The sequence below is a fragment of the Achromobacter sp. NPDC008082 genome (assembly GCF_042957345.1).
GTDB lineage: Bacteria > Pseudomonadota > Gammaproteobacteria > Burkholderiales > Burkholderiaceae_B > Achromobacter > Achromobacter kerstersii_A.
This window is the reverse complement of record NZ_JBIBIB010000006.1, coordinates 485,329-507,041: the sequence shown is the minus strand read 5'-3', so window position 1 is coordinate 507,041 and position 21,713 is coordinate 485,329. Positions and strand designations below refer to the sequence as shown.

The window sequence follows — 21,713 nt, the reverse complement described above, 5'->3', positions numbered from 1 at the left end:
TGCAAGGGGCTTCACATGTTTCTTGCCAAATCGCGGCGCCGGTTCGTGGCCGTAGCAACCGTTGCGCTGCTGTGCTTTCCCATGACGGGGCACGCTGTGTCGGGACACCTGGAGGACGCCATCGCGGATGTGCTCGTCTGGGTCGTGCTTGTGCTTGTCCCTGTCCTGGCCATCTGGATCTTCTGGAAGCTGCATGTTCTGCCGGAAGTGATTGCCGAAAAACGTCATCACCCTCAAGCCGACGCCATCAAGTCGCTGTGCCTGTTATCGCTGGTGTTTGGCGGCATGCTGTGGCCCTTTGCGTGGTTGTGGGCGCACACCAGACCCGTTGGATACCGGCTCGCCTATGGCCGCGACAAGCATGAGGAAGACGGGTCCGGTCCCGAAACCTTGGGTTGACCACAGCGGGGTGCCGGCATGCTTGAACTCATCTTGATGGTGTACGGGCTGTTGATTTGGCTGATCTTCATCAAGCTGAAGTGGCTGCCCTGGAACATCCAATCGCAAGTGGCCGTGGTGGCCATCGGCGCCGCTGGCGTGGCGGCGCTGGTGCTGATCATCAACGTGGTGACGCCGTCGTCCAACGAGCTGCGCGTCGTCAACTACGTGGTCGAGATCATTCCGCGCGTGACGGGGCGCGTTGTGGAGATTGCGGTGGAAGGCAACCGGCTGATCAAGAAGGGCGACGTGCTGTTGCGCCTGGATGCCGAGCCCTATCAATTGAAAGTCAGGCAGCTGGAGGCCAAGCTGATTGATGCGCAGGCCACGCAGCAGACGCTGGACCGCGACCTTGCCGCCGCGCAATCCCTGACGGCGGCGGCGCTGGCGCAAGTCGACCTTGCCCGGATGCGGCTGCGCCAAAGCACCGCCTTGGCCGCGCGCGGCGCGGGCAGCCAGTACGACGTGCAAAGTTTTCAAAGCGAACTGAAAGTGCGGGTGGGCAATTGGGAGGCCGCGCGCGAGACCGAGCGCAAGATCAAACTGAATCAGGAAGCGATGGTGGACGGGGATCAGGCGGCGGTGGCGCAGGTCAAGGCCGAGCTGGATACGGCAAAGTGGGAGCTGGCGCAGACCACGCTGTATGCGCCCGCCGATGGCTACGCCATTAATTTGCAGGCGCGCGTGGGGTCGTACGCGGCCGCGATACCGCTGCGTCCCATCATGTCGTTTGTGGAGACCACGCAACAGGTGGTGGCGTTCTTCGACCAGAATCAGCTGACCAAAGTCGCGCCCGGCAATGAAGTCGAAGTGTCGCTGCGCACGGTGCCGGGCCACGTCTTCAAGGGCACGGTGGATTCCATTGTGTGGGCCACGTCGCAAGGCCAATTCCAGGCATCCGGCGTGCTGCCCGGCACCACCAGCGAAGGCGCGCAAGCCGCGGCGCCCATGCAGTTTGCGGTGCGCATTGATCTTGAAACGCCGCAGGAGATGACGCTGGCGATGGGCGCCCGCGGTAACGCCGCGATCTACACGGACAGCCTGGGCGCGCTGCATATGGTGCGCAAGGTCATCTTCCGTGTGCAGTCCAAGCTGGACTATCTGGTTCTGAAGCTGCATTGATGGGGCCGACATGCATCCAAGACGCATGATCGTTCCCAAGCTTCTCACCGCCCTGTGCGCGGCCGCCCTGAGTGCGGGCTGCGCCAACCTGGACGCGCCCACCAACGAGGCGATGGCCGCGCAGGCCATGGAGGGCAAGGCGGTGCCTGAGCACTGGGTCGCCAGCGCCAGGGTGGCGGCGTTTGATCCGGCGTGGGCGGGGTTTCCCGAACATGGAACCTTGCAAGCGCTGATCGATGAAGCGCTGGCCAATAACCTGGATCTGCGTGTGGCGGCCAGCCGGGTGCAGCAGGCGGCGCAGCAAGCCAGGCTGGCGGGCGCAGCCCTGCTGCCCACCGTGGGCTTCGGTGCGCGCACCGCGACAGACCCGACCCCCGGCAGCGCGTTTTCCGCCAATGGCTACGCCATTCTGATCAACTGGGAAATCGATTTATGGGGCAGGGCGCGCGCAGAGCAGCGCGCGGGCGAGGCCGGATACCGGTCTACCGAAGCCGATTACGCGTACGCGCGCCAGTCCCTTGGCGCATTGACCGCCAAGAGCTGGCTTGCCGCGTTAGAGGCCACCGGCCAACTGGCGCTGGCGCAAGAGCTTGAAAGCACAACCGGCGAACAGCTTGAGCTGGTGCAATACCGCCGCCGCATCGGCAAGGTCAGCGAGCTGGACGTGGCTTATTGGGCGCAGCAGCGCGAAGCCGCCGCAGATGTTGTGGCGCAACGCGAACAGGCGCGCATGCAGGCGTTGCGTGCGCTGGAGCTATTGCTGGGCCGCTACCCCGAAGGGGCCGCGCAAGCGAACGAAGCCATCCCCGACACCCCGCCGCCGCTTGCGCCCGGGCTGCCCTTGGACTTGCTGGACCGCAGGCCTGACCTGATTGCCGCGCGCGAGCGCATGGTGTCCGCGTACTTCGGCGCCGAAGAAGCCAAGGCCGCGCGCCTGCCCGCCATTTCCATCTTTGCGGGGGCGGGCCGTTTCACGAAGGATTACTCGGGCCTGGCCACCAGCATGCAGAGCTGGGTATACCCCGTGGGCGCATCGTTGATCTGGCCGTTGTTTGATGCCGGCCGCCGCCAGATCACGCTGGAGTTGCGCACCGAGCAGCAGCGCGAAGCGCTGGCGTCCTATGCACGCGCCATCCTCACGGCCATGGGCGAAGTCGAAAATGGACTGACGGGCGAGCAGCAACTGGCGCTGCGCGAGCGCGCGATTCAACGCCAGTATGCCGAGAGCACGCGCGCGCTGGAGCTGGCGCAAGTGCAACGCCAGATCGGCCAGTTCGACACCTTCGACGTCTTGCAGCGCAAGCGCGATATGTTGCGCGTGAAAAGCGATTTGATGCATGTGCGCGCGGAACGGCTGGTACAGCGCGTGAACCTGCATTTGGCGCTGGGCGGCACGTTCAGCGTTGCCGATGTTCCTTCCGAGTAACGGAAGGGTAGTCAGGGCCACGCAGTCATAGGGCAGCCCGTTATGGGGCAGACCGACATGGGGCAGACCGACATGGGCCAGCCCGTCATGGGCCAGCCCGTCATGGGCCAAGCCGTCATAGGGAAACGTACCGCAGATTGGGTATGGCCCGAAAAATTCTCAGCGGCTAGATTCCGTCGCATAAGGAGAACACCATGGATTGGTTCGTCGCTACGCTTAAGGCCTATCCCGAAATCGCGATCTTCCTGGCGCTCGGAATCGGTTACTGGATCGGGGGAAAGAGCTTCAAGGGGTTCAGCCTGGGGGCGGTGACCGCAACGTTGTTGGTTGCGATCGTTATCGGCATTCTGGGCGTGAAGATCTCGCCGAACGTAAAGTCGGTCTTTTTCCTGATGTTCCTGTTTGCGGTGGGCTATGGCGTGGGGCCGCAGTTTGTGCGCGGTATCGCCAAAGATGGCCTGCCCCAAGCGATCTTTGCCGTGATCATGGCGCTGTTCTCGCTAGGCGCGGCTGCCGTCGCCGCCGTCATTGCGGGATATGACCTGGGTTCGGCCGCCGGGTTGTTCGCCGGGTCCCAGACCATTTCGGCGTCGATGGGGCTGGCGACCGACGCCATTAACCGCCTGGGCAAGTCGCCGGAAGAATCGCAGGCGCTGCTGGATGCCATGCCCATTGCCTACGCCGTGACGTATATCTTCGGCACGGTGGGCTCGGCCATCATCCTGGCGCAGATCGGCCCCAAGCTGCTGGGCATTGATCTCGTGGCGGCCTGCAAGGAATACGAGCAGATGCTGGGCGCAGGCGGCGCCGCGGAAGGCGAAACGCAGTGGCATGACTTCGAGGTGCGCGCGTATTCGGTCGCGCCCGAAAGCCCCTTCATCGGCCGCGCGGTGGGTGACATCGAGGCGGGTACGCACGATGGCGTACGGGCCTTTGTTGAGCGCATCCGCCGCGACGGCAAGATCATCGAAGCCGATCGGACCACGCTGATCGTGGCCGGCGATATCGTCGCCATCGGCGGCAAGCGCGATCAGCTGATTGCCCGGCTTGGCCCCAGCGGCCGCGAAGTGCAAGACGCCGAGCTGCTGGATATCAAGACCGAAGGCGTCGATATCTATATCTCGAACAAGAAGGTGGACGGCAAGCGGCTGGAAGAGCTGGCGCGCTGGCCCGGTGCGCGTGGCGTGTTTCTGAAGCGCATACGCCGTGGCCCAACCGAGACCGTGATTCCGGTGCTGCCGAAGACGCAGCTGTTCCGTGGCGACGTCATCACCGTGGTGGGGCGCACGCAGGACATCAACGCCACCGCCAAGGAAATCGGCTATGTGGACCGGCCCACCACCGTGACCGACGTCGCGTTCATGTCGCTGGCCATCACGGCGGGCGCGCTGGTCGGCGCGGTGGTGATCAATGTCAGCGGCATACCCATCACCATTTCGACGGCAGGCGGCGCGTTGATCGCCGGCATTGTGTTCGGCTGGTTCCGCGCCATCCGGCCCACCTTCGGACGCATCCCCGAACCCACGCTCTGGTTCATGAATTCCGTGGGCCTGAACGTCTTTATTGCCGTGGTGGGGATATCGGCGGGGCCAGGCTTTGTGGCCGGCTTGCAGAAGCTGGGGATCAGCCTGTTCCTGTGGGGCATTTTCGCAACCGCCGTTCCGCTCGTCCTGGGCATGTTGCTTGCCAAGTTCGTTTTCAAATTCCATCCGGCGCTGATCCTCGGGATTTGCGCGGGCTCTCGCACCACGACCGCGGCGCTAGGCATGGTGTGTGAAGCCGCCAAGAGCCAGGTGCCGGGTTTGGGGTACACGGTCACGTATGCCGTCGGCAATACGCTGCTGACCATATGGGGCATGGTCATCATCATGATTCTCGCTTAAGGAGAGCACCATGACCCGTCACACGAATTCTCCGCAGCACCTGGACCATCTGTTTTCGAATTCCGCCGCCCGGTCTGACCGATGGCGCGACATGAATGCCAAGGCGCAGGCCTGGGCCGCTGAAGAGCGGCTGGGCAAGCGCCACTCACAGGGCGCGCCCGTGCAGGAGGCCTTGGCGGAACTGCGCGCGCTGGAAAGTTACTTCGCCTATCCCGGCGCGCACCTGCTGCATGCGCTGGATGAGCGGCTTGCCGAAGGCGACGCGCTAGGCACGGCGCGGCTGGTATTGCGTATGAGCGGCGCGTTGCTTTCCGGCAGCTATCGCTACGACAGCAGCGAATGGGAAGTGGCCGACGAAACGTCCACCGATGTCCCTGACCGCTTGCCGCCCGGCCTGGGCGCGGGCGCGCAGCGGCGGCCGTATTTCGAAACCCTGTTCGTGAACGCGATGTCTCCTGCGCGCTCGGCGGCCATATGCCAAGAGATCCGCCAGCTGCGCCGGCCCGAGGATGGCCTGGTGTATGAACCCGTGCTGGTCGGCACCTTCGAAGACGCGGTGCTGGCGACCATTCTTAACGGCAAGATCGAGGCGGTTGTCATCTATGACGGCGTGCCTTTTGGCTCCAAGCACGACACCCCGGTGCTGCGCGACTTCCTGACGGTGTATCAGCACATGGAACCCACTGCGGGCGAGTCCCAAGATGCCGGCCTGAAGCTCGCCCGTTTCATCGCCAACATCCGTCCGGAACTGGATGTCTATCTACTGACCGACCGCAACGTCGAACAACTGGCGGGCGACCCGGCAGCATCCGTGATACGCCGCGTGTTCTACGAAGCCGAGGAGCCGATGGAGGTGCACCTCAACATCCTGGAAGGCGTGCGCGACCGGCAGTCGACGCCGCATTTCGATAACCTCAAGCACTATGCCTCGCGGCCGATCAGCACGTTTCATGCGCTGCCGATTGCGCGGGGCAAGTCCATCATCAAGTCGAATTGGATACGCGACTTCGGCGAGTTCTATGGCTTGAACCTGTTCCTGGCGGAGACCTCCGCCACCACCGGCGGGCTGGACAGCATGCTGGAGCCCACGGGCAACATCAAGCTTGCACAAGAAAAGTTCGCGCGCGCAGTCGGTGCGGACCACGTGTTTTTCGTGACCAACGGCACGTCCACGTCGAATAAGATGGTTTACCAGGCGGTGACCAAGCCGGGCGACATCGTCATCGTCGACCGCAATTGCCATAAGTCTCACCATTACGGCATGGTGCTGTCCGGCGCGCAGCCGCTCTACGTCGAAGCGTTTCCGATGACGGAATACTCGATGTACGGCGCGGTGCCGCTGGCCACCATCAAGCGGGCGCTGCTGGATCTGAAAGCGGAAGGGCGGCTCGACAAGGTGTCGATGGTTACCCTGACCAACTGCACGTTCGATGGCCATATCTACAACACGCGCCGCGTGATGGCGGAATGCCTGGCCATCAAGCCAGACCTGATTTTTCTTTGGGATGAAGCCTGGTTCGGCTTTGCCCGGTGGTCTCCGTTCCTGCGTCCCCGAACGGCCATGGGCGCGGCGGCGGCGCTTGAGCAATGGCGTGACGACCCCGCCGCCATGGAGGAATGGAACGCCCAGGTCAAGGAACTGGGCGTAGACCTGGACCCGAAAGACCCCCGCGTGATGGAACGGCAATTGGTGCCAAACCCGCAGACGATGCGCATCCGTGTCTATGAAACGGACTCCGTGCACAAGTCCATGTCGAGCCTGCGGCAAGGGTCGATTGTGGCCGTGCGCGATGAAGACTACGACCATCACCTCTCGGCGTTTCACGAAGCCGTCTTCATCCACGCATCGACCTCGCCGAACGCGCAGATCATCGCTTCGCTGGATGTCGCGCGGCGTCAGATGGAGCTTGAAGGCTACGAGCTGGTCATGCGCGCAATTGAAGTGGCGTTGGCCATACGCCGCGAAGTGGCCAAGCATCCGCTGATCTCGAAGTACTTCAGCGTGCTGGGGGCCGACAAGATGATCCCGGAGGCGTTTCGCGGCTCGGGCTTTACCGACTACCTGCAACCGGGGATGACCTGGCTGACCGCGGTGAAGGCGCTGAAAGAAGACGAATTCTGCCTGGACCCGACCCGGTTGACGCTTGTGTGCGGCACGGCGGGATTCGACGGCACTACGTTCAAGAATCTGCTGGCCTCCAAGTACAACATCCAGCTGAACAAGACCTCGCGCAATAGCGCCCTGCTGCAAAGCAATATCAACAACACGCGCAGCGACGTGGCCGCGTTGATCAAGGTGCTGCTGGAAATATCCCAAGATATCGAGGCCCGGCTCAAGTCCGAAGGCGAGCAAGGGCGTATGGGGTTCGCCGCCAAGGTCAAGAGCCTGATGGAAGACGTGCCCAGCCTGCCCAACTTCAGCAGCTTTCACGATGGCTACCGCGACAATCCCGCCAGCACCACGTCAGAAGGCAATATGCGCACCGCGTTCTTCGCGGCCTACAACGAGGACGAGTGCGAGTACCTGCCCTTGGCCAGCCCCAAACTGGACGAGCGCCTGGCGAACGGCCCGGAGCTGGTGTCAGCGAACTTTGTGATCCCGTATCCGCCCGGCTTTCCCATCATGGTGCCGGGCCAGATCATCGATGCCGGCACCATTGAATTCATGCGCAAGCTGGATGTGAAGGAAATCCACGGCTATCAGGCGGCGCGCGGGATCAAACTGATTCAACCGTCCGCCATCGCAAAGCGGGCGCCGGCTTAGGGTTTGCAGCCTATCCACACAAGCGTGTGGCTACCGTCGTCACGATGGTGCCGTCGGGCAGCTCATAGTTGCCATCGCCGCGCCAGGACACCAGCTGCCCATCTTGCAGGCAGCAGAAGTAATGGGGATCGGCCACCTGGTCGGGCTGGGAGCGGCAGTACCGGTCGATGCGGTAGGTTGTTCCGTCCTCTGCGGCCGCCACGACTTCCATGACCCGTTTGGTTTGCGCCTGCATCATGACCACCTCCACGCGATTGGGGTTGTGGCGATTATTGGGTCATGCATACAAGAAGAGGTCAATACGCGTTGCAGCATGGGAACGGGGGGCAGATCGGCCCCGTTCCCGTGTCTGGAATATGCGCCCGCGCTACCCCGGCCGGCGCGGCGTGATCAGCCGGATCTCGTCAACCGTGCTGGCGTAGTTCGCGCCCGACAGCTGCACCACCGCCACGTCGTTACCCGCGCGCCGGTCCAGCCATTGCACCTGCGTGCCAGGCGTCAGTTTGCGCAGCTGAATGTTGTAGCCCGCGTCGGCGTTGTCGTAAGGCAGGCGCACGTCGATCCATCCATCGCCCAGCAGGCGGTTGACCGTGCGGCGGCTATCACCGATTTTCAGGCCGACGATGCTGCCCTTGAACGGGGCGCGCACGGTAATGGAGGCGACTTCGCCGACGGGGCTGAACAGCAGTTCGATGCCGCGCTCGGGAAGATCCAGTTTGTAATAGCCCGAGCTGGCGGCGGCCACCGGCGCGCTTGTGGTGCCTAGCGCCGTCTGCACTTGGCTGACCGTATCGCCCAGCCATATGCCCAGGCCCGTGGTGACCAGGGAATCCTTGCCGGCCGGCGCAGGCTTGTCGCCGAAACGTTCTTGGTAGGCGGTGGTTTGCAGGGCCAGGTTGGCGCGGTCGCGCAGCACATCGTCGGCCAGCCAATTCGACATGAAGTCGCGCACCTGCGGGCTATCGCAATCAAAACGCTCCGTCGCGTTGCGCGCCGCCAGCTGCTGGGCCTTGTTGACAAAGGTCTTGTCGTCGTCGGTCAGCAGCGCGGGCGTCGCGTCCAGCACGAAGCGCTTGCCAGGGTTGTTGCACGCTTCGGCATACAGATTGAAGAGCGTGCCGTTAGCGTGGATGCGCGCCAGCGACGTGGCGATGTCATCGCGCAGCAAGACTTGGTCCACGCTTGCAGCGCGCTGCTGGGTGCGGGCCTGCATCGCTTGATCGAGCTCAGCCGCCAGCGCCTGCGCGCGCGGTTCAGAGGGGCCAAGAAGCTTGGCTTGCCACTGTGCAATCGATTGGCCGACATTGACGTGATAGAAGCCTGCGGTTTGCCCAATCTGAAAGACGCAGAGCAGGCCCGCCAACACCGCCAGCACGGTGCGCGGCCACCAGCGCGGCATCTCACCGTATGCGCCATCCCGCTTCAGCATCTTCACGGCCATGACCAGCCCCGCAATGGCCAGAATCAAGCCCAGCACGTTGAAGCTGGAGTCCTGCACCAGCTTGCCATTCACGGTGGTTGTCTGGGACGTACCCAGGAACAGCCAGAAGGGCAGCAAGCCCAAGATCATTGCGGCGACCGGACGCCGCAGTCGCTCCCATAGGCGGGGTGTGTTCAGACTCATCTTGCAGGGTCTCCCTGTCTTCGTTGCGAGGACAGGCATTATCAACCACTTTGGCCGCGCCGCTTTGATGCGGACGGCGTGGCGGGGCTAGGCTCCGAAACGCACCGCGGGCGACAGCGTGAAGGATTCGCGCATGTCACGTACCTCGTTGGCCGGCGTGCGCCCAAATAGGCGCTTGAACTCGCGGCTGAACTGGGACGCGCTTTCGTAGCCGACGCGTGCTGCGGCCGCGGCTGCGGTCACGCCGTCACGAATCATCATCAGGCGCGCCTGATGCAGCCGGGTCGACTTGATGTACTGAATGGGCGATGTCTGCGTCACCGTGCGGAAGTTGGCGTGAAACGCCGGCACGCTCATGCCCGCTTCCTCGGCCAGCCCCGCGACGTTGAGTGGCGTGGCGTAGTCAGCGTGAATCCGCTTGAGCGCGCGCGCGACGCGTCCGAAGCGGCCATGATGCGCCAGCGCCGCACGCATCGCCCCGCCTTGCTCGCCGGTCAGCACCCGATAGCAGATTTCCCGCACGATGCCCGGCCCCAGCACCAACGCGTCCAGCGGGTCCGTCAACACTTCCAGCAACCGTACCGTGGCGCCAGCAAGATGGCCGGCCAAAGGCGTGGAAGCGATGCCGGCGGGCGGCGCATCGGGATGGCGGCCGGTCGCGCCGATCTGCGTGATCAGGTCGCTGAGTTCCAGCAGATCCAGACGGATCGATACCCCCAGCATGGGCGCTTCGGGCGAGGCCTGTGTCTCGGTTGAGAACGGCAGCGGGACGGACAGCACCAGGTAATGCTGGGCGTCGTAGACGTAGACCTCGTCGCCCAAAAACCCCAGCTTGCGGCCCTGGCAAACAATCACGATGCTCGGCTCATAGAACACGGGCGTGCGCCCAAGCGGACGGTCAGATCGCATCAGCCGCACGCTGTCCAGCGCCGACTGGGTGTAGCCCTCGTTGGGCGCCAGTTTTTCCAGTAGACGAACCATCTTGATGGAAGCGGGTAGGGGGGCGTTGGACACCGCGTGCTCCTGTTGTCGCGTTGGCCGTCATTCTAGCGCCGCCTGACTCCGCGCATAAATAGATTTAATAGGAATAGGCAATAACGGCATCGGTCCGTGTATTCGCCTTGGGGCGCGGGTTCTCTACCATTCTTCTACCGATTGACAATAGGAGTATGCAAGATGGCAAACCATTCCACCGCATCCAAGGTCATCCTGATTACCGGCGCCAGCAGCGGCATCGGCGAGGGCGCCGTCCGCCTGCTGGCGGCGCAAGGGCATCGGCTGGTGATCGGCGCACGCCGCACCGATCGGCTGGCCGAACTGGCGAAGTCCCTGGAGGAGGCCGGCGGCATCGTTCGTTACCGCGCCCTGGACGTGACCTCGGCCGATGACGTGGCCGCATTCGCACGCTTTGCGCTGGAGACTTTCGGCCGCATCGATGTGCTGGTCAACAATGCGGGCGTGATGCCGCTTTCGCCGCTGAATGCGCTGAAGATCAACGAGTGGAACCAGATGATCGATGTCAACGTCCGCGGCGTGCTGCACGGCATCGCGGCGGTATTGCCGACGATGGAACAGCAAGGCCACGGGCAAATCATCAATATCTCGTCGATTGGCGGCTTGGCGGTGTCGCCCACCGCCGCCGTGTATTGCGCCACCAAATTTGCGGTGCGCGCCATTTCTGACGGGCTGCGCCAAGAGACGGACAAGATCCGCGTCACGGTGATCTGCCCGGGCGTTGTGGAATCCGAGCTGGCTGACACGATCTCGGACGACACCGCCCGCGTGGCCATGCAGGAATTCCGCCGCATCGCCATCACACCCGACGCCATCGCCCGCGCCATCGCCTACGCCGTGGAGCAGCCGGCCGACGTGGACGTGAGCGAGATCGTCGTGCGTCCGACCGCCAGCCCGTACTGAACCGCTGGCCCGCGTTTCGCAGTATCAGCAATAAGGCTCTGAAACGGGCTTAGCGCCTACTCGCCCCGCCGCAACGTGACTTGCAGCCCCGGCCCCAGGTCGCTGCTTGCATCGCGCATCGCGAAGTGGATGCTCATGCCATGGTGATGGGCGATGCGGCGGGCGATCGATACGCCCAGCCCGCTGCCGGCTTCCTCATTGCCCGGGGCGCGCACAAAGCGGCCGCCCAGCCGCGGCAGGACGTCGGGCGCAATGCCCGAGCCCTGGTCATCGATGGTGATGCGTGTGGGCGAGAACGTCAGCCGTACCAGCGAATGGCGCGGGCCATAGCGAATGGCGTTGTCCAGAATGTTTTTCAGCAGGATGGTCAGCGCATCTTCATCGCCGGCGATCGGCAGCGGCAGCACGTCCGCGTCCGGCCATTCCACGGTGATGTCCACGTCGCGCCGGTCCGCGATCCACAGGCAGTCTCCCACCGCCTGTTCCGCGACGGCGCGCCAATTTACGGAGCCGCCGAAGTCGGCGTGGTTGGCGCTGTCCAGGCGGGCCATGGTCAGCAATTGCGACACCAGCCGATCCAGCCTTTCCATCCCGCGCGTGACGCGCGTCTGCGCCTGCAATCGTTCAGTGGGGTCGGCGGTGCGTTGCACCACGTCCCATTGGGCGCGCACGGCCGCCAACGGCGTGCGCAGCTCGTGTGCGGCATCCGCCGTCAGCCGCCGCTCTTGTTCGATCAGCGTGCTCACGCGCGCGAGCAAGCCGTTCATGGCATTGAGCAGGCCCTTCAATTCGCCCGGCACGTCGGCGCTAGGCAAAGGGGTGGCGTCATCGGGGCTGCGTTGCTCCAGCTGCATCGATAGCTCACGCACCGGCCGCATCGCCCGGCGCACGGCGAAGATCAGCAACGCAATCAGCACCGGCAACCCCACCAGCCAGGGCAGAATCTGGCCCGCGATGTAGGCCACCACCAGATCGTTGCGTTCGCCAATGCGCTGTCCCACCGCGACGCGCGTCTGGCCGTCGGGATCGTTCAGGTAGACAAGCCGCCACGGCTCGCCGTTGACGACGGCTTCAAAGAACCCCGTCCGATCTCCTTCACGCGGAAATTGCAAGGCTTCGGGGTCAAGCACCAGCGGGGCATCAGAGCCGCGCCAGATGGCGACAGAGAGATCGCCCAGTCCGGCATCGCCAGAATCCGTTGACGCGGGCGTCTGCGCGGGCATGGGCAGCAAAGAGGCAGCGGGCGGAATCAACGCCGAGATGCCAAGCGTTTGCTGCGCCAGCCGCAGCATGTCGGTGTCGTAGAGCTCGTTGATTTCGTGCGAGGCGCGCCAGTATGTGCCGGCGATGGTAAACAGCCACGCGATGGGGGCGGCCAGCAGCACCGCGATAATCAGCCTGCGCTGCAATGTCATGACTCGGCGTCCACTTGGCCCAGCGCATAGCCCGAGCCCCTTACGGTGCGCACAATTTTGGGATGAATTTTCTTGCGCAGATGGTGCACGAAGACCTCGAGCGCATTGCTTTCCAGTTCGGAGTCCCAGTCGTAGAGCTTGTCGCGGATGAAGTCGCGGGTAAGAACGCGGTTTGGATGGGTCAGAAATAGTTCAAGCAGCAGCGCTTCCCGCGTAGTCAGATCCACCTTTTGGCCCTTCCAGTGCACTTCGTGCAGGGCCGGGTGGTAGTCCAGATGGCCGTGGCGCCAGACGGGTTCGGGCTTGCCCGCCACGCGCCGCGTCACCGCCCGCAAGCGTGCGGCAAGTTCGTCCAGCGTGATGGGTTTGATCAGGTAGTCGTCCGCGCCGGCGTCCAGCCCCGCGATGCGGCTTTCCACGGCTTCGCGCGCGGTCAGGATGACGACGGGCAAGGTGTGTCCCGCGCGGCGCCACCGGCTGAGCAGCGATACGCCGTCTTCGCCCGGCAACCCCAGGTCCAGCACCACGGCGTCGTAGTGCACGACCCCCATGGCGTGGTCGCCTTCGCGGCTGTTTGTAAACCAGTCGACCGCATAGCCCAGCAGCCGCAGGCCGGATTTCAGGCCATCACCGATCAGCGGGTCGTCTTCAATGATGAGGATTCTCATTTATCGCCTTCACGCCCTCACGCCTTCACGCCCTCACGCCTTTACGCCGTGCACGGCTGAGATTACCACCGGGGGACGGTTAATTTCTCATTAAGGTTGGCTGCCTAAGCTGCGCGCCAGGTGTCGATAAACCGACGCTACATCGACTGGATGCCAGTATGCCGCAAACCAAGTTTTCATCTTCGTCCACGCAGCGAGCGATTGCTGCAAAGCCAGGGGCCACGCCCCGCACGCTGCATATCCATCCCGTTGACGACCCGATACGCGCACGCGTGGAGTCCTACATCCAGCAACGCTATCAGCAACGTTTTGGCGCAACGCTGAAAGAGTGGTTGCCCACCTTGGTAAGCGTGCAGGAAAACGGGGAAATCCTGGCGGCGGCGGGCTATCGGGGCGCGGACCACCCCTTGTTTCTTGAGCGCTACCTGGCCGCGCCGATCGAACAGTATCTGCGCGATCAGAACGCGCCGGTGGCGCGCCGGCTGATTGTCGAGGCCGGCCAGTTCGCGGCGGCCAGGCCTGGGGGCGGCCGAGTGCTGGTGCCGCTGCTTGCCCGCCACCTGCACCAGCAGGGTTTTGACTGGGCGGTCAGCACGCTGACCAGCGAGTTGCATCATCTGTTCGCCCGAATGGGATTAGCCCATCAGGCGATTTCGGCGGCGACCCCGGATCATCTGAACGAGCAGGAACGCAGGGACTGGGGCGACTACTACGCCCATGCGCCTCATGTTTTTGCAGGACGCCTGCACACCATTCTTGAACACTTTCCGGAGCAAGAGGCATGAACGCTTCCGACTTCCTTTCGCTATTGCGAGACCCAAGCCGCGCTGGACGCCTTGCGCTACAGACCCCCAGGGAATCATTGGATTACGAAGCGCTGCTTGCCCGGGTGCAAGTGCGCGCCGAGCTGCTTGCGGCGCATCGCGCGCACGTGACCGCGTCGCTGATGGACAACGGCGCCGACTGGATCATTCATGACCTGGCGTGCTTGCAGGCGGGCGTTGTGCATGTGCCGTTGCCCCTGTTCTTTACTCCCAGCCAGTGGCGCGAAACGTTGGACGCGGCAGGCGCGAATACCGTGGTGGGTCCGTCGTCGATTCAACCGATGCTGCAAGCGTTCGGCTTCGCATTGGCCGAGACCTTGCCCGACCGGCTGGCGCTGTTCCGGCGGCCCAACCCTGCGGCGTCCTTGCCCCGCAGCACGGCGAAGATCACGTTCACGTCTGGCTCGACGGGCAGCCCCAAGGGCGTGTGCCTGGGCGCGGCCGACATGCTGGCGGTGGCGGCAAGCCTTGCGGCGGCCACGCGGCCGCTAGGCATACGCCGTCACCTTACCGCGCTGCCGCTGCCCGTCTTGCTGGAGAACATTGCGGGCGTCTATTCGCCTTTGATGGAAGGGGCGGCGATGGTGACGCGTCCGTTGATCGAGACCGGGCTACAGGGCTCATCACGCTTTGATCCCGCTGTTTTTCATGCCGCGCTGACGGGCGCTGCCGCGCAAAGCGTCATCGTTCTGCCGCAGATGCTGCGCGCGTACACCGGCTTTCTGCGGGCCACGGGCGCCAGCGCGCCGCCCGAACTGCGCCTGATGGCGGTGGGCGGCGCGGCGGTGGGCGTGGACCTGCTGGCAAGCGCCCGTGCGCAAGGGCTGCCTGCTTACGAAGGCTACGGGCTGTCCGAAGCCTGCTCGGTGCAAACCTTGAATCTTCCCGGCCTGGATTGCCCGGGGTCGGCGGGCTACCCCTTGCCGCATGCGCGCTTGCGCGTGACGGCCGACGGTGAGATCGAGGTGGCCGGCGCCCATGCGCTGGGCTATCTGGGCGAGCATGCCGCGCCCCGGCAATGGCTGCCCACCGGCGATCTGGGGCGGCTGGACGAAGCCGGGTTCCTGCACATCCACGGGCGCAAGAAGAATCTGCTGATCACGGGCTTTGGGCGCAACGTGTCGCCCGAATGGATCGAGCTGCGCTTGGCGAATCAGGCGGCTATCGGCCAGGCCGTCGTCTTGGGCGAGGGCCAGCCCGAACTGGGCGCGGTGATCTGGCCGTTGGGCGATGTGAGTGACGACGCCATCCGCGCCGGTATCGACACGGCCAATCACAGCCTGCCTGACTACGCGCGGATCGGCCCATGGATGCGCGCGCGCGCCGAGTTCAGCGCGGCAAGCGGCATGGCGACCGCCAATGGCCGTCCGCGCCGCGCCGCCGTTTCCGACCTGCACGCTGATCTGTTTTCGCGGACATCCGCACAACCTCTGGGATAAACCGTCATGACCTTTTTCGACAAACTGCTGATCGGGACCCGCGCAAGCCGGGAATCGCTGGTGACGACGCCGATCATTCAGGACTGCTTGCACGGCACCATCGCATTGCCCGCCTACATTGCATTCCTGCGCGAGGCCTATCACCACGTCAGCCATACCGTGCCGCTGCTGCACGCCTGCCGCGCCCGCATGCCGGCACGGTTGAAGTGGATGCTGGCGCCCATTGACGAATACATCGAAGAGGAAACCGGGCACGACGACTGGATTCTGAACGATCTGCGGGCGCTTGGGCAGGACGCCGACGAGGTGCGGCTGGGCCGGCCAGGCCCGCAGACCGAGGTGATGGTGGCCTATGCCTACGACATGATCGCGCGCAAGAATCCGGTGGGCTTCTTCGGGATGGTCCACGTGCTGGAAGGCACCAGCGTCGCGCTGGCGTTGAACGCGGCCGACCAGATTCAGCAGAAGCTGGCGCTGCCGGCGTCCGCCTTCAGCTATCTGCGTTCGCATGGCACGCTGGACCAGGAACACACCGCGCACTTCGCCCTGCTGATGAATCGGCTGGACGATGCGGGCGACCAGGCGGCCGTCATCCACGCCGCCAATATGTTCTACAACCTGTACGGCGCAATTTTCCGCGCCTTGCCCCGTGTGCAGACGCAAGCGGAGGCCGCATGAGCCCGCGCGATGCCTCCATCGTGTTGACCGGGGCCGCGGGCGGCCTGGGCAGCGCGATTGCTCGGCAGCTGTTTGCCGAAGGCGCGCGGTTGCTGCTGATCGGACGCACCGACGGCCCGCTGCTGTCTCTGGCGCAATCGCTCAGCGCGGGCGCGCAAGACCGCAATCGCGTGGATGCGCTGGTGGTGGACGTGACGACGGATCATGGCCGCGCCGCCATCATCGACGCCGCTGCGGCCCGAGGCGCGAATGTGCTGATCAATAACGCGGCCGTTGCCGCGTTCGGGCCTGCACAGGACGTGCACAGCGACGACGCCCGCCGCGTGATGGAAACGAATGTTGTGGCGCCCATGATGCTGACAGCGGGAATGCTGCCGCTGCTGCGTAGCCATCCGCGCGCTCAGGTGCTGAATATCGGTTCGACGCTGGGCAGCCTGGGCGTACCCGGATTCGCTGTGTACGGCGCAAGCAAGGCCGCGCTTCGGATCTACACCGAGTCGCTGCGCCGCGAACTGGCGGACTCTACCGTCCGGGTGCAGTACTACGCGCCGCGGGCGATTGACACGCCCTTCAATTCCCCGCAGGTCGAGGCGTTCAACCACGCAACGGGTTCGGCCAGCGATTCGCCGGAAGCGATTGCGGTGCGCGTGTCGCGCATGCTGCAACGCGAATCGCGCCAGGGTTTTGCCGGTGGCGTCGAGGCGATTGCCGCGCGCTTGAACGGCTTGTGTCCCGAATGTCTGGATGGCGCGTTTGCCAAGCATCGCCGCGCGCTGATGTCTTTGAAATTTCCTTCAGGAGCCTCTTCATGATCAACAGACTTCCCTTGTTCAAAGCCGCCGCCGCCATGCTGGCGGGCGCGGCAATGTCCCTGTCAGCCGTGGCCGCATCGGCGCCCGACGATCTGGATCAGGGCATACGTGCCCTTCAGAATGACTGGGCGGTGATCCAATACCAAACGCCGGCCAACCAGCGCGAAACCCGTTTCGAGGCGCTGTCGCAGCAGGCGCATGCGCTGACGGCGCGCTTTGCCGCCAAGGCGGAACCGCACATCTGGGAGGGCATCATCCTGAGCTCGTGGGCGGGCGCCAAAGGCGGGCTGGGCGCGTTGGGTTTGGCCAAGCAGGCCAAGGCGGAATACGAAACGGCCATCCAGATCGATAGCAAGGCGCTGGGCGGGTCCGCCCTGAACAGCCTGGGCGTTCTGTACTACAAGGTGCCCGGCTGGCCGGTGGGATTTGGCGACAACAAAAAAGCCGAAGCCTTGTTGCAGCAGGCATTGGCGATAAACCCCGATGGCATCGACGCCAACTATTTTTATGCCGACTACCTGATCTATCGGAATCGAAAGCCCGAGGCCATTCCTTACCTGGAGAAGGCCCTGAAAGCGCCGCCACGGCCTGGCCGCGACGTGGCCGACGCTGGCCGCAAGCAGGAGGCGCAGGCGTTGCTGGAGAGCGTGCGGTAGCGCGGCGGGTGGTGCGGCTGACGGATGGTGCGTGGGATGGATGGGACCGCTTATTGTTGGGACCGCTTATTGGCAGCTCATCTGTCGCAGCCCCTCGACGTTGCGTATTTCCAGTTGCCGCCGGCTCACCTTGACCATGGCCGCCACTTGCAGACGCGCGAGCACGCGGCAAACCGTTTCAACCTTCATGCCCAAATGGTTGGCAATGTCCTCGCGCGTCATCTTCAGCGTGAACGCCAGCGGCGAATAGCCGTTGGCGGCCATCTGCTCGGATAGGCCGATCAGAAAGCCGGCCACCCGCTCATCGGTGCTCATGCAACCCAGGGTCAGCAACAGGCGGCAATACTGATTTGAATCATGGGCAATCAGCCGATTGAATTGCAGGGCCGCGCCATAGTCATTACGGCAGTTTCCCATCAGTTCCGCGTACGGCAGGAGGCAGACCAAGGAATCTTCCAGCGCAATGGCGTCGCAGGTGTGGATGCCCGTTTCGATGCCGTCCAATCCCATCAAGGCGCCAGCCACTGGAAATGCCGTGATCTGCTCCAGCCCGGACAGATTCGTGACGCGCACCTTAGCTGAGCCGGAACGCAGCTGATACAGATTCAACAAGGGATCACCCGCCCGATAGATGGGTTCTCCGCGATGCACCCGCTTCTGGCTGCGCTCGCTTGTGGGCGCGGGCCCTGCGTACCCTTCGGATGCGGGATGGCATAAATGCGCCGTCACGCAGCGCTCGCAATGTTCGGGCATGGCGGCGAGCCACGCAGAGGGGCGGGGATAAGCAACGATATTGTCCATGGCGGCATCTCGCGAAGTCGGACGATCAGGAGCGATGCTCTGCTGAGGAACGGCGCGCTGCGCAATGGCGCAGGCTAGTCAGCAGTATCGGATGCTAGAAAGATGCGGGCTATCAGCGCCGGCCGCCAGTTGGTGGCAGTGGAGCCTTACACGCGTAGGAAAATTCCTACAGGGTCCGCTTAGAGGTCCGGCAGATCTTGCTCGTTGATCAGCCGGTGCCGGATGGCATAGCGCACCAGGTCCGTCTGATTGCGCAGATTCATTTTCACCAAGATGCGGCTTTTGTACGTGCTTACCGTCTTGACGCTCAGGAACAAGCGCCGGGCGATATCTGAATTGTTCAGGCCGGAGGCAAGATGGTGGAACACCGATAGCTCGCGATCTGACAACAGCAGGTGGGGAAGGGCATCGGTTTTGTCTTGCCGCTCAAAGGCGATGCTTTCCGCCAGCGATGGGCTCAGATAGCGGCCGCCGCCCGCCACCTTACGCACCGCTTGAACCAGTTCTTCGGCGGCGCTGTCTTTGGTCAGAAAGCCTGACGCGCCGGCTTTGATGGCCTGGATCGCGTATTGCTGCTCGCCGTGCATGGTCAGCACCAGAATCGGCACGTCGGGATGGCCGCTTTTGATCTGACGGATAAGGTCCACGCCGTTGCGGCCGGGCATGGACATATCCAGCACCAGCAGATCCCACGCCCGCTGTCCCAGCAGCGTCAGCGCTTCGGCCCCGTTTCCGGCCTCTCCTTGCACCGAGATGTCGCCCGCCTGCTCAAGCAGACGCCGAAGCCCTTCGCGCAGCAAGGTGTGGTCGTCGGCCAGCATGACCGTGATCATGATGCCTCCCATGGCGATTCCGGGTGCTGCGCCGGCATCTTCGCATCCAGGCGAAACCCGCCCTGTTTACGGGTGGTGATCGTCACTTCACCGTTAAGCAGCCGGACCCGCTCGCGGATGCCTTGCAGGCCAAGCGACAGCGGCAGCTTCTTGGTCAGGCTTTCAGGCGCGGCGCCCACGCCGTTGTCCTGCACGGTCAGCGTGCACTGCGTGTCGTCACAGCGCAGGTGCAGTTGCACCTGCGTCGCCTGGGCATGCTTGGCGATATTGGTCAGCGCTTCTTGCACCACGCGAAACAGGGTCGTGGCGACCCGTTTGGAGGGCTCGGCCGGGCCGATGTGGATGTCTGCCTGCGTGTCGATGCCATAGCGCGACACAAAATTCGCCACCAGCCATTCCACGGCCGCGGCCAGGCCCAGGTCATCGAGCATGACGGGCCGCAGGTCAGAGGCAATGCGCCGCAGTGACGCAAAGGTGGCCTTGATCACTTGGCGCATCGCGCGGACCCGTTCCCGCGCGCCGGTGTCGTCGGGATCTAGCTTGGATTCCAGCTGAGACAGCTCCATGGTAAAGGCCGTCAGGCTCTGGCCAAGATCGTCGTGCAGCTCGCGGGCGATGTGTTTCTTTTCCTGCTCACGCACATGCAGCAAGGCGTTGGACAGCCGGGTCAGTTCGTCCCTGGATGCGCGCAGCGCTTGGTCCACACGCTGCCGCTCGGTAATGTCCCGCAGAAAGATCGACAGGAATACACCCGATTCCGTTTTCGTCTGCGAGATAGACGCTTCCATCGGAAACTCTTCACCGTTGGACCGCAGCCCCCACAGCGGCGCGCCCAAGCCCATTTTCCGGTCGGACATGCCCGTATCTTTAAAGCGGCTGACGTGCTTGGCATGCACCGTGCGAAAGCGCACCGGTATCAAGATATCGAGGCTGGCGCCAATGGCCTGGTCCGCGTGGCACAGAAACACGCGCTCGGCCGCCGGGTTGAACATCACAATGCGTTGATGCTCATCGATCGTGATGATCGGTTCGGTTGCGGATTGGATGATATCGAGGAGCGGAGGCGCGCTAGGCGAGGGCGTCATTGCAGTGTGTGCGATGGATGCGAGCCGGCCGGGTTCGGAGAAATTCATTGCAGCACACATTGCCGGGTGAAGCCATAGGCGCGGCGCGGCTGCGCCAAAAGCACTAGTGCGTTTACCGGGGCCGCACCCGTTGGCGAAACGCAGCGTCAGTCAATGGACGGCAGCAAGGGGTCGTTCCATCCGCCAGGGCCATCGGCGGCCAGCGTTTGTTCTCTGAACCGGCACAGGGACGCATCGCACTCTTCGGCAAGCACGTCGTACTGTTTCAACAGCAGAATGGAGCGCGGCTTGAAGCCGGTAATGGCCGCCATATCGTCCACCGCGCGAAACCCGCCATAACCCGACATCACGAAGATCACCGAATAGGCCCGGATCATGCGGCCATGCGCTTTCAAGAACGCGCGCATTGGTGCGGCCAGCGCGCGCAGCCACACGGGGGCGATCAGCACCACATGATTGAACTGGTCCAGCCCCGGCCCGTCATAGCGAAAGGCGGGGCTGCGCTTGAACAGGGTATCGACGACGCAGCGCAGGTCTCCCCGCAATCCAACACGCGGCGAGGCATCGCGGATTTCGTAACTGGGCCAGCCGCTGACGGACGCCAGGCGTTCCGCAACGGTACGCCCGGTTCCCGTACGGGAATAGAAGAAGATGCCGATGCGTGCCATGGTGTGTCCCCTTGCCGCGATGGCGGCATCACGTCTCTTGAGCCAGCAGCGCTCGCAGAATGTCGCGCCGGCTCACTACGCCGACCAGTTTTCCCGCCCGAGTGACGGGAACGCGCTTGATGCCGCGCTTGAGCAACACATCCGCAATCGTGGCCAGATCGGCGGTTTCTTCCACCGTGATGGCGGGTCGGCTCATCACTGCGGACGCGGTTTGCTCGCTGAGCTGCAAGCTGTGCAGAAACTCCAGATTCAATGCCTCGCCCTCGGCAAGCAAGGCCAGCCAGTGGTCCAGTTTCTTCTGATGCACGCTGTCCTGGCGCCGGATGAGATCGCCTTCAGTGACGACCCCAATCAGTCCGCCATTGTCGCCGGTCACCATCACGGCGCTGATATCGCGGTCGAGCATCGCATGCATGATCTGCGAGACAGGCGTTCGGGCCGTCACGCAAAAGGGGTCGGGGGTCATGAGTTCGTGCGCAAGCATGGCTGTTCTCCGGAAGGGCAGAGGCGTACCCTGTCCTGTGAAATCCTTATCCCTATAGTGATCCCCCAAGGGCCGCAGAACTTGATTTTGGTCAAGCAAGCGATTGCGGCCGGCATTAAGAGGTGCGCAACGACGGGAGCGCACCGGAGACAATCAGGTCCGCCCGCCAGCTGCCG

21 protein-coding genes are annotated in these 21,713 nt (G+C 63.7%); 11 read left to right on the top strand and 10 right to left on the bottom strand.

Translation table 11 applies throughout. The features are described from left to right. The first annotated feature begins 45 nt into the window (after positions 1-45). From ACFZAI_RS25885 to ACFZAI_RS25865, 5 genes are all read left to right on the top strand, one after another. Complete coding sequence (locus ACFZAI_RS25885; protein WP_391569621.1) at positions 46-399, top strand: DUF3302 domain-containing protein; 354 nt, start codon at positions 46-48, stop codon at positions 397-399. Positions 400-417: 18 nt separating this feature from the next. After that, positions 418-1,560 (top strand): HlyD family secretion protein, encoded by a 1,143-nt coding sequence (locus tag ACFZAI_RS25880; RefSeq protein ID WP_391569620.1) that lies wholly within the window; start codon positions 418-420, stop codon positions 1,558-1,560. A gap of 10 nt (positions 1,561-1,570) precedes the next feature. Then, positions 1,571-2,986: a TolC family protein gene (locus ACFZAI_RS25875; RefSeq protein WP_391569618.1), complete on the top strand. Its 1,416-nt coding sequence runs from the start codon at positions 1,571-1,573 to the stop codon at positions 2,984-2,986. 194 nt (positions 2,987-3,180) lie between these two features. Beyond that, a complete protein-coding gene (aspT, locus tag ACFZAI_RS25870) occupies positions 3,181-4,869 on the top strand; it encodes an aspartate-alanine antiporter (RefSeq protein ID WP_391569617.1) in 1,689 nt (562 codons plus the stop codon). Positions 4,870-4,879: 10 nt separating this feature from the next. Continuing rightward, positions 4,880-7,633 carry a decarboxylase gene (locus tag ACFZAI_RS25865; protein WP_391569616.1) on the top strand — a complete coding sequence of 918 codons (2,754 nt, stop codon included), beginning with the start codon at positions 4,880-4,882 and terminating at the stop codon, positions 7,631-7,633. 10 nt (positions 7,634-7,643) lie between these two features. Here ACFZAI_RS25865 and ACFZAI_RS25860 read toward each other — a convergent pair whose 3' ends face one another. From ACFZAI_RS25860 to ACFZAI_RS25850, 3 genes are all read right to left on the bottom strand, one after another. Then, positions 7,644-7,871 carry a hypothetical protein gene (locus tag ACFZAI_RS25860; protein ID WP_391569615.1) on the bottom strand — a complete coding sequence of 76 codons (228 nt, stop codon included), beginning with the start codon at positions 7,869-7,871 and terminating at the stop codon, positions 7,644-7,646. Positions 7,872-8,000: 129 nt separating this feature from the next. Beyond that, on the bottom strand, positions 8,001-9,257 hold the full coding sequence (locus tag ACFZAI_RS25855) for a hypothetical protein (RefSeq protein WP_391569614.1): 1,257 nt from the start codon (positions 9,255-9,257) through the stop codon (positions 8,001-8,003). An 87-nt stretch (positions 9,258-9,344) separates the two neighbouring features. Then, complete coding sequence (locus ACFZAI_RS25850) at positions 9,345-10,238, bottom strand: AraC family transcriptional regulator N-terminal domain-containing protein (protein WP_391569725.1); 894 nt, start codon at positions 10,236-10,238, stop codon at positions 9,345-9,347. Positions 10,239-10,433: 195 nt separating this feature from the next. Between ACFZAI_RS25850 and ACFZAI_RS25845 the strand changes: the two genes are divergently transcribed. Continuing rightward, positions 10,434-11,174 (top strand): SDR family oxidoreductase, encoded by a 741-nt coding sequence (locus ACFZAI_RS25845; RefSeq protein WP_391569613.1) that lies wholly within the window; start codon positions 10,434-10,436, stop codon positions 11,172-11,174. Positions 11,175-11,230: 56 nt separating this feature from the next. Here ACFZAI_RS25845 and ACFZAI_RS25840 read toward each other — a convergent pair whose 3' ends face one another. Both ACFZAI_RS25840 and ACFZAI_RS25835 read right to left on the bottom strand, forming a co-directional pair. Then, on the bottom strand, positions 11,231-12,589 hold the full coding sequence (locus tag ACFZAI_RS25840; protein ID WP_391569612.1) for an ATP-binding protein: 1,359 nt from the start codon (positions 12,587-12,589) through the stop codon (positions 11,231-11,233). Beyond that, entirely contained in the window at positions 12,586-13,257 is a 672-nt protein-coding gene (locus ACFZAI_RS25835) for a response regulator (RefSeq protein WP_391569611.1), read from the bottom strand. The genes ACFZAI_RS25840 and ACFZAI_RS25835 overlap by 4 nt, the downstream gene beginning before the upstream one ends. A gap of 158 nt (positions 13,258-13,415) precedes the next feature. On the opposite strand from ACFZAI_RS25835, the gene ACFZAI_RS25830 reads away from it, so the two are divergent. From ACFZAI_RS25830 to ACFZAI_RS25810, 5 genes are read left to right on the top strand one after another with little or no spacing between them, the layout of a single operon-like run. Then, positions 13,416-14,042, top strand: a complete 627-nt coding sequence (locus ACFZAI_RS25830) for a thermostable hemolysin (protein ID WP_391569610.1) — start codon at positions 13,416-13,418, stop codon at positions 14,040-14,042. Then, a complete protein-coding gene (locus tag ACFZAI_RS25825) occupies positions 14,039-15,520 on the top strand; it encodes an AMP-binding protein (protein WP_391569609.1) in 1,482 nt (493 codons plus the stop codon). Before ACFZAI_RS25830 ends, ACFZAI_RS25825 begins: the two co-directional genes overlap by 4 nt. A gap of 6 nt (positions 15,521-15,526) precedes the next feature. After that, on the top strand, positions 15,527-16,198 hold the full coding sequence (locus ACFZAI_RS25820; protein WP_391569608.1) for a TenA family transcriptional regulator: 672 nt from the start codon (positions 15,527-15,529) through the stop codon (positions 16,196-16,198). Then, a complete protein-coding gene (locus tag ACFZAI_RS25815) occupies positions 16,195-17,010 on the top strand; it encodes an SDR family oxidoreductase (RefSeq protein WP_391569607.1) in 816 nt (271 codons plus the stop codon). The genes ACFZAI_RS25820 and ACFZAI_RS25815 overlap by 4 nt, the downstream gene beginning before the upstream one ends. Next, a complete protein-coding gene (locus tag ACFZAI_RS25810; RefSeq protein ID WP_391569606.1) occupies positions 17,007-17,666 on the top strand; it encodes a tetratricopeptide repeat protein in 660 nt (219 codons plus the stop codon). The genes ACFZAI_RS25815 and ACFZAI_RS25810 overlap by 4 nt, the downstream gene beginning before the upstream one ends. A gap of 66 nt (positions 17,667-17,732) precedes the next feature. On the opposite strand, the gene ACFZAI_RS25805 is transcribed toward ACFZAI_RS25810, so the two are convergent. The 5 genes from ACFZAI_RS25805 to ACFZAI_RS25785 form a co-directional block, all read right to left on the bottom strand. Continuing rightward, a complete protein-coding gene (locus tag ACFZAI_RS25805) occupies positions 17,733-18,467 on the bottom strand; it encodes a helix-turn-helix domain-containing protein (RefSeq protein ID WP_391569605.1) in 735 nt (244 codons plus the stop codon). A 179-nt stretch (positions 18,468-18,646) separates the two neighbouring features. Beyond that, positions 18,647-19,300, bottom strand: coding sequence for a response regulator (locus ACFZAI_RS25800; protein WP_391569724.1), 654 nt, complete (start codon positions 19,298-19,300; stop codon positions 18,647-18,649). After that, positions 19,297-20,385 carry a histidine kinase gene (locus tag ACFZAI_RS25795; protein WP_391569604.1) on the bottom strand — a complete coding sequence of 363 codons (1,089 nt, stop codon included), beginning with the start codon at positions 20,383-20,385 and terminating at the stop codon, positions 19,297-19,299. Before ACFZAI_RS25795 ends, ACFZAI_RS25800 begins: the two co-directional genes overlap by 4 nt. A 146-nt stretch (positions 20,386-20,531) precedes the next feature. Continuing rightward, complete coding sequence (locus ACFZAI_RS25790; RefSeq protein ID WP_391569603.1) at positions 20,532-21,053, bottom strand: hypothetical protein; 522 nt, start codon at positions 21,051-21,053, stop codon at positions 20,532-20,534. A 28-nt stretch (positions 21,054-21,081) separates the two neighbouring features. Beyond that, positions 21,082-21,537, bottom strand: coding sequence for a CBS domain-containing protein (locus ACFZAI_RS25785; protein WP_391569602.1), 456 nt, complete (start codon positions 21,535-21,537; stop codon positions 21,082-21,084). Positions 21,538-21,713 lie beyond the last annotated feature (176 nt).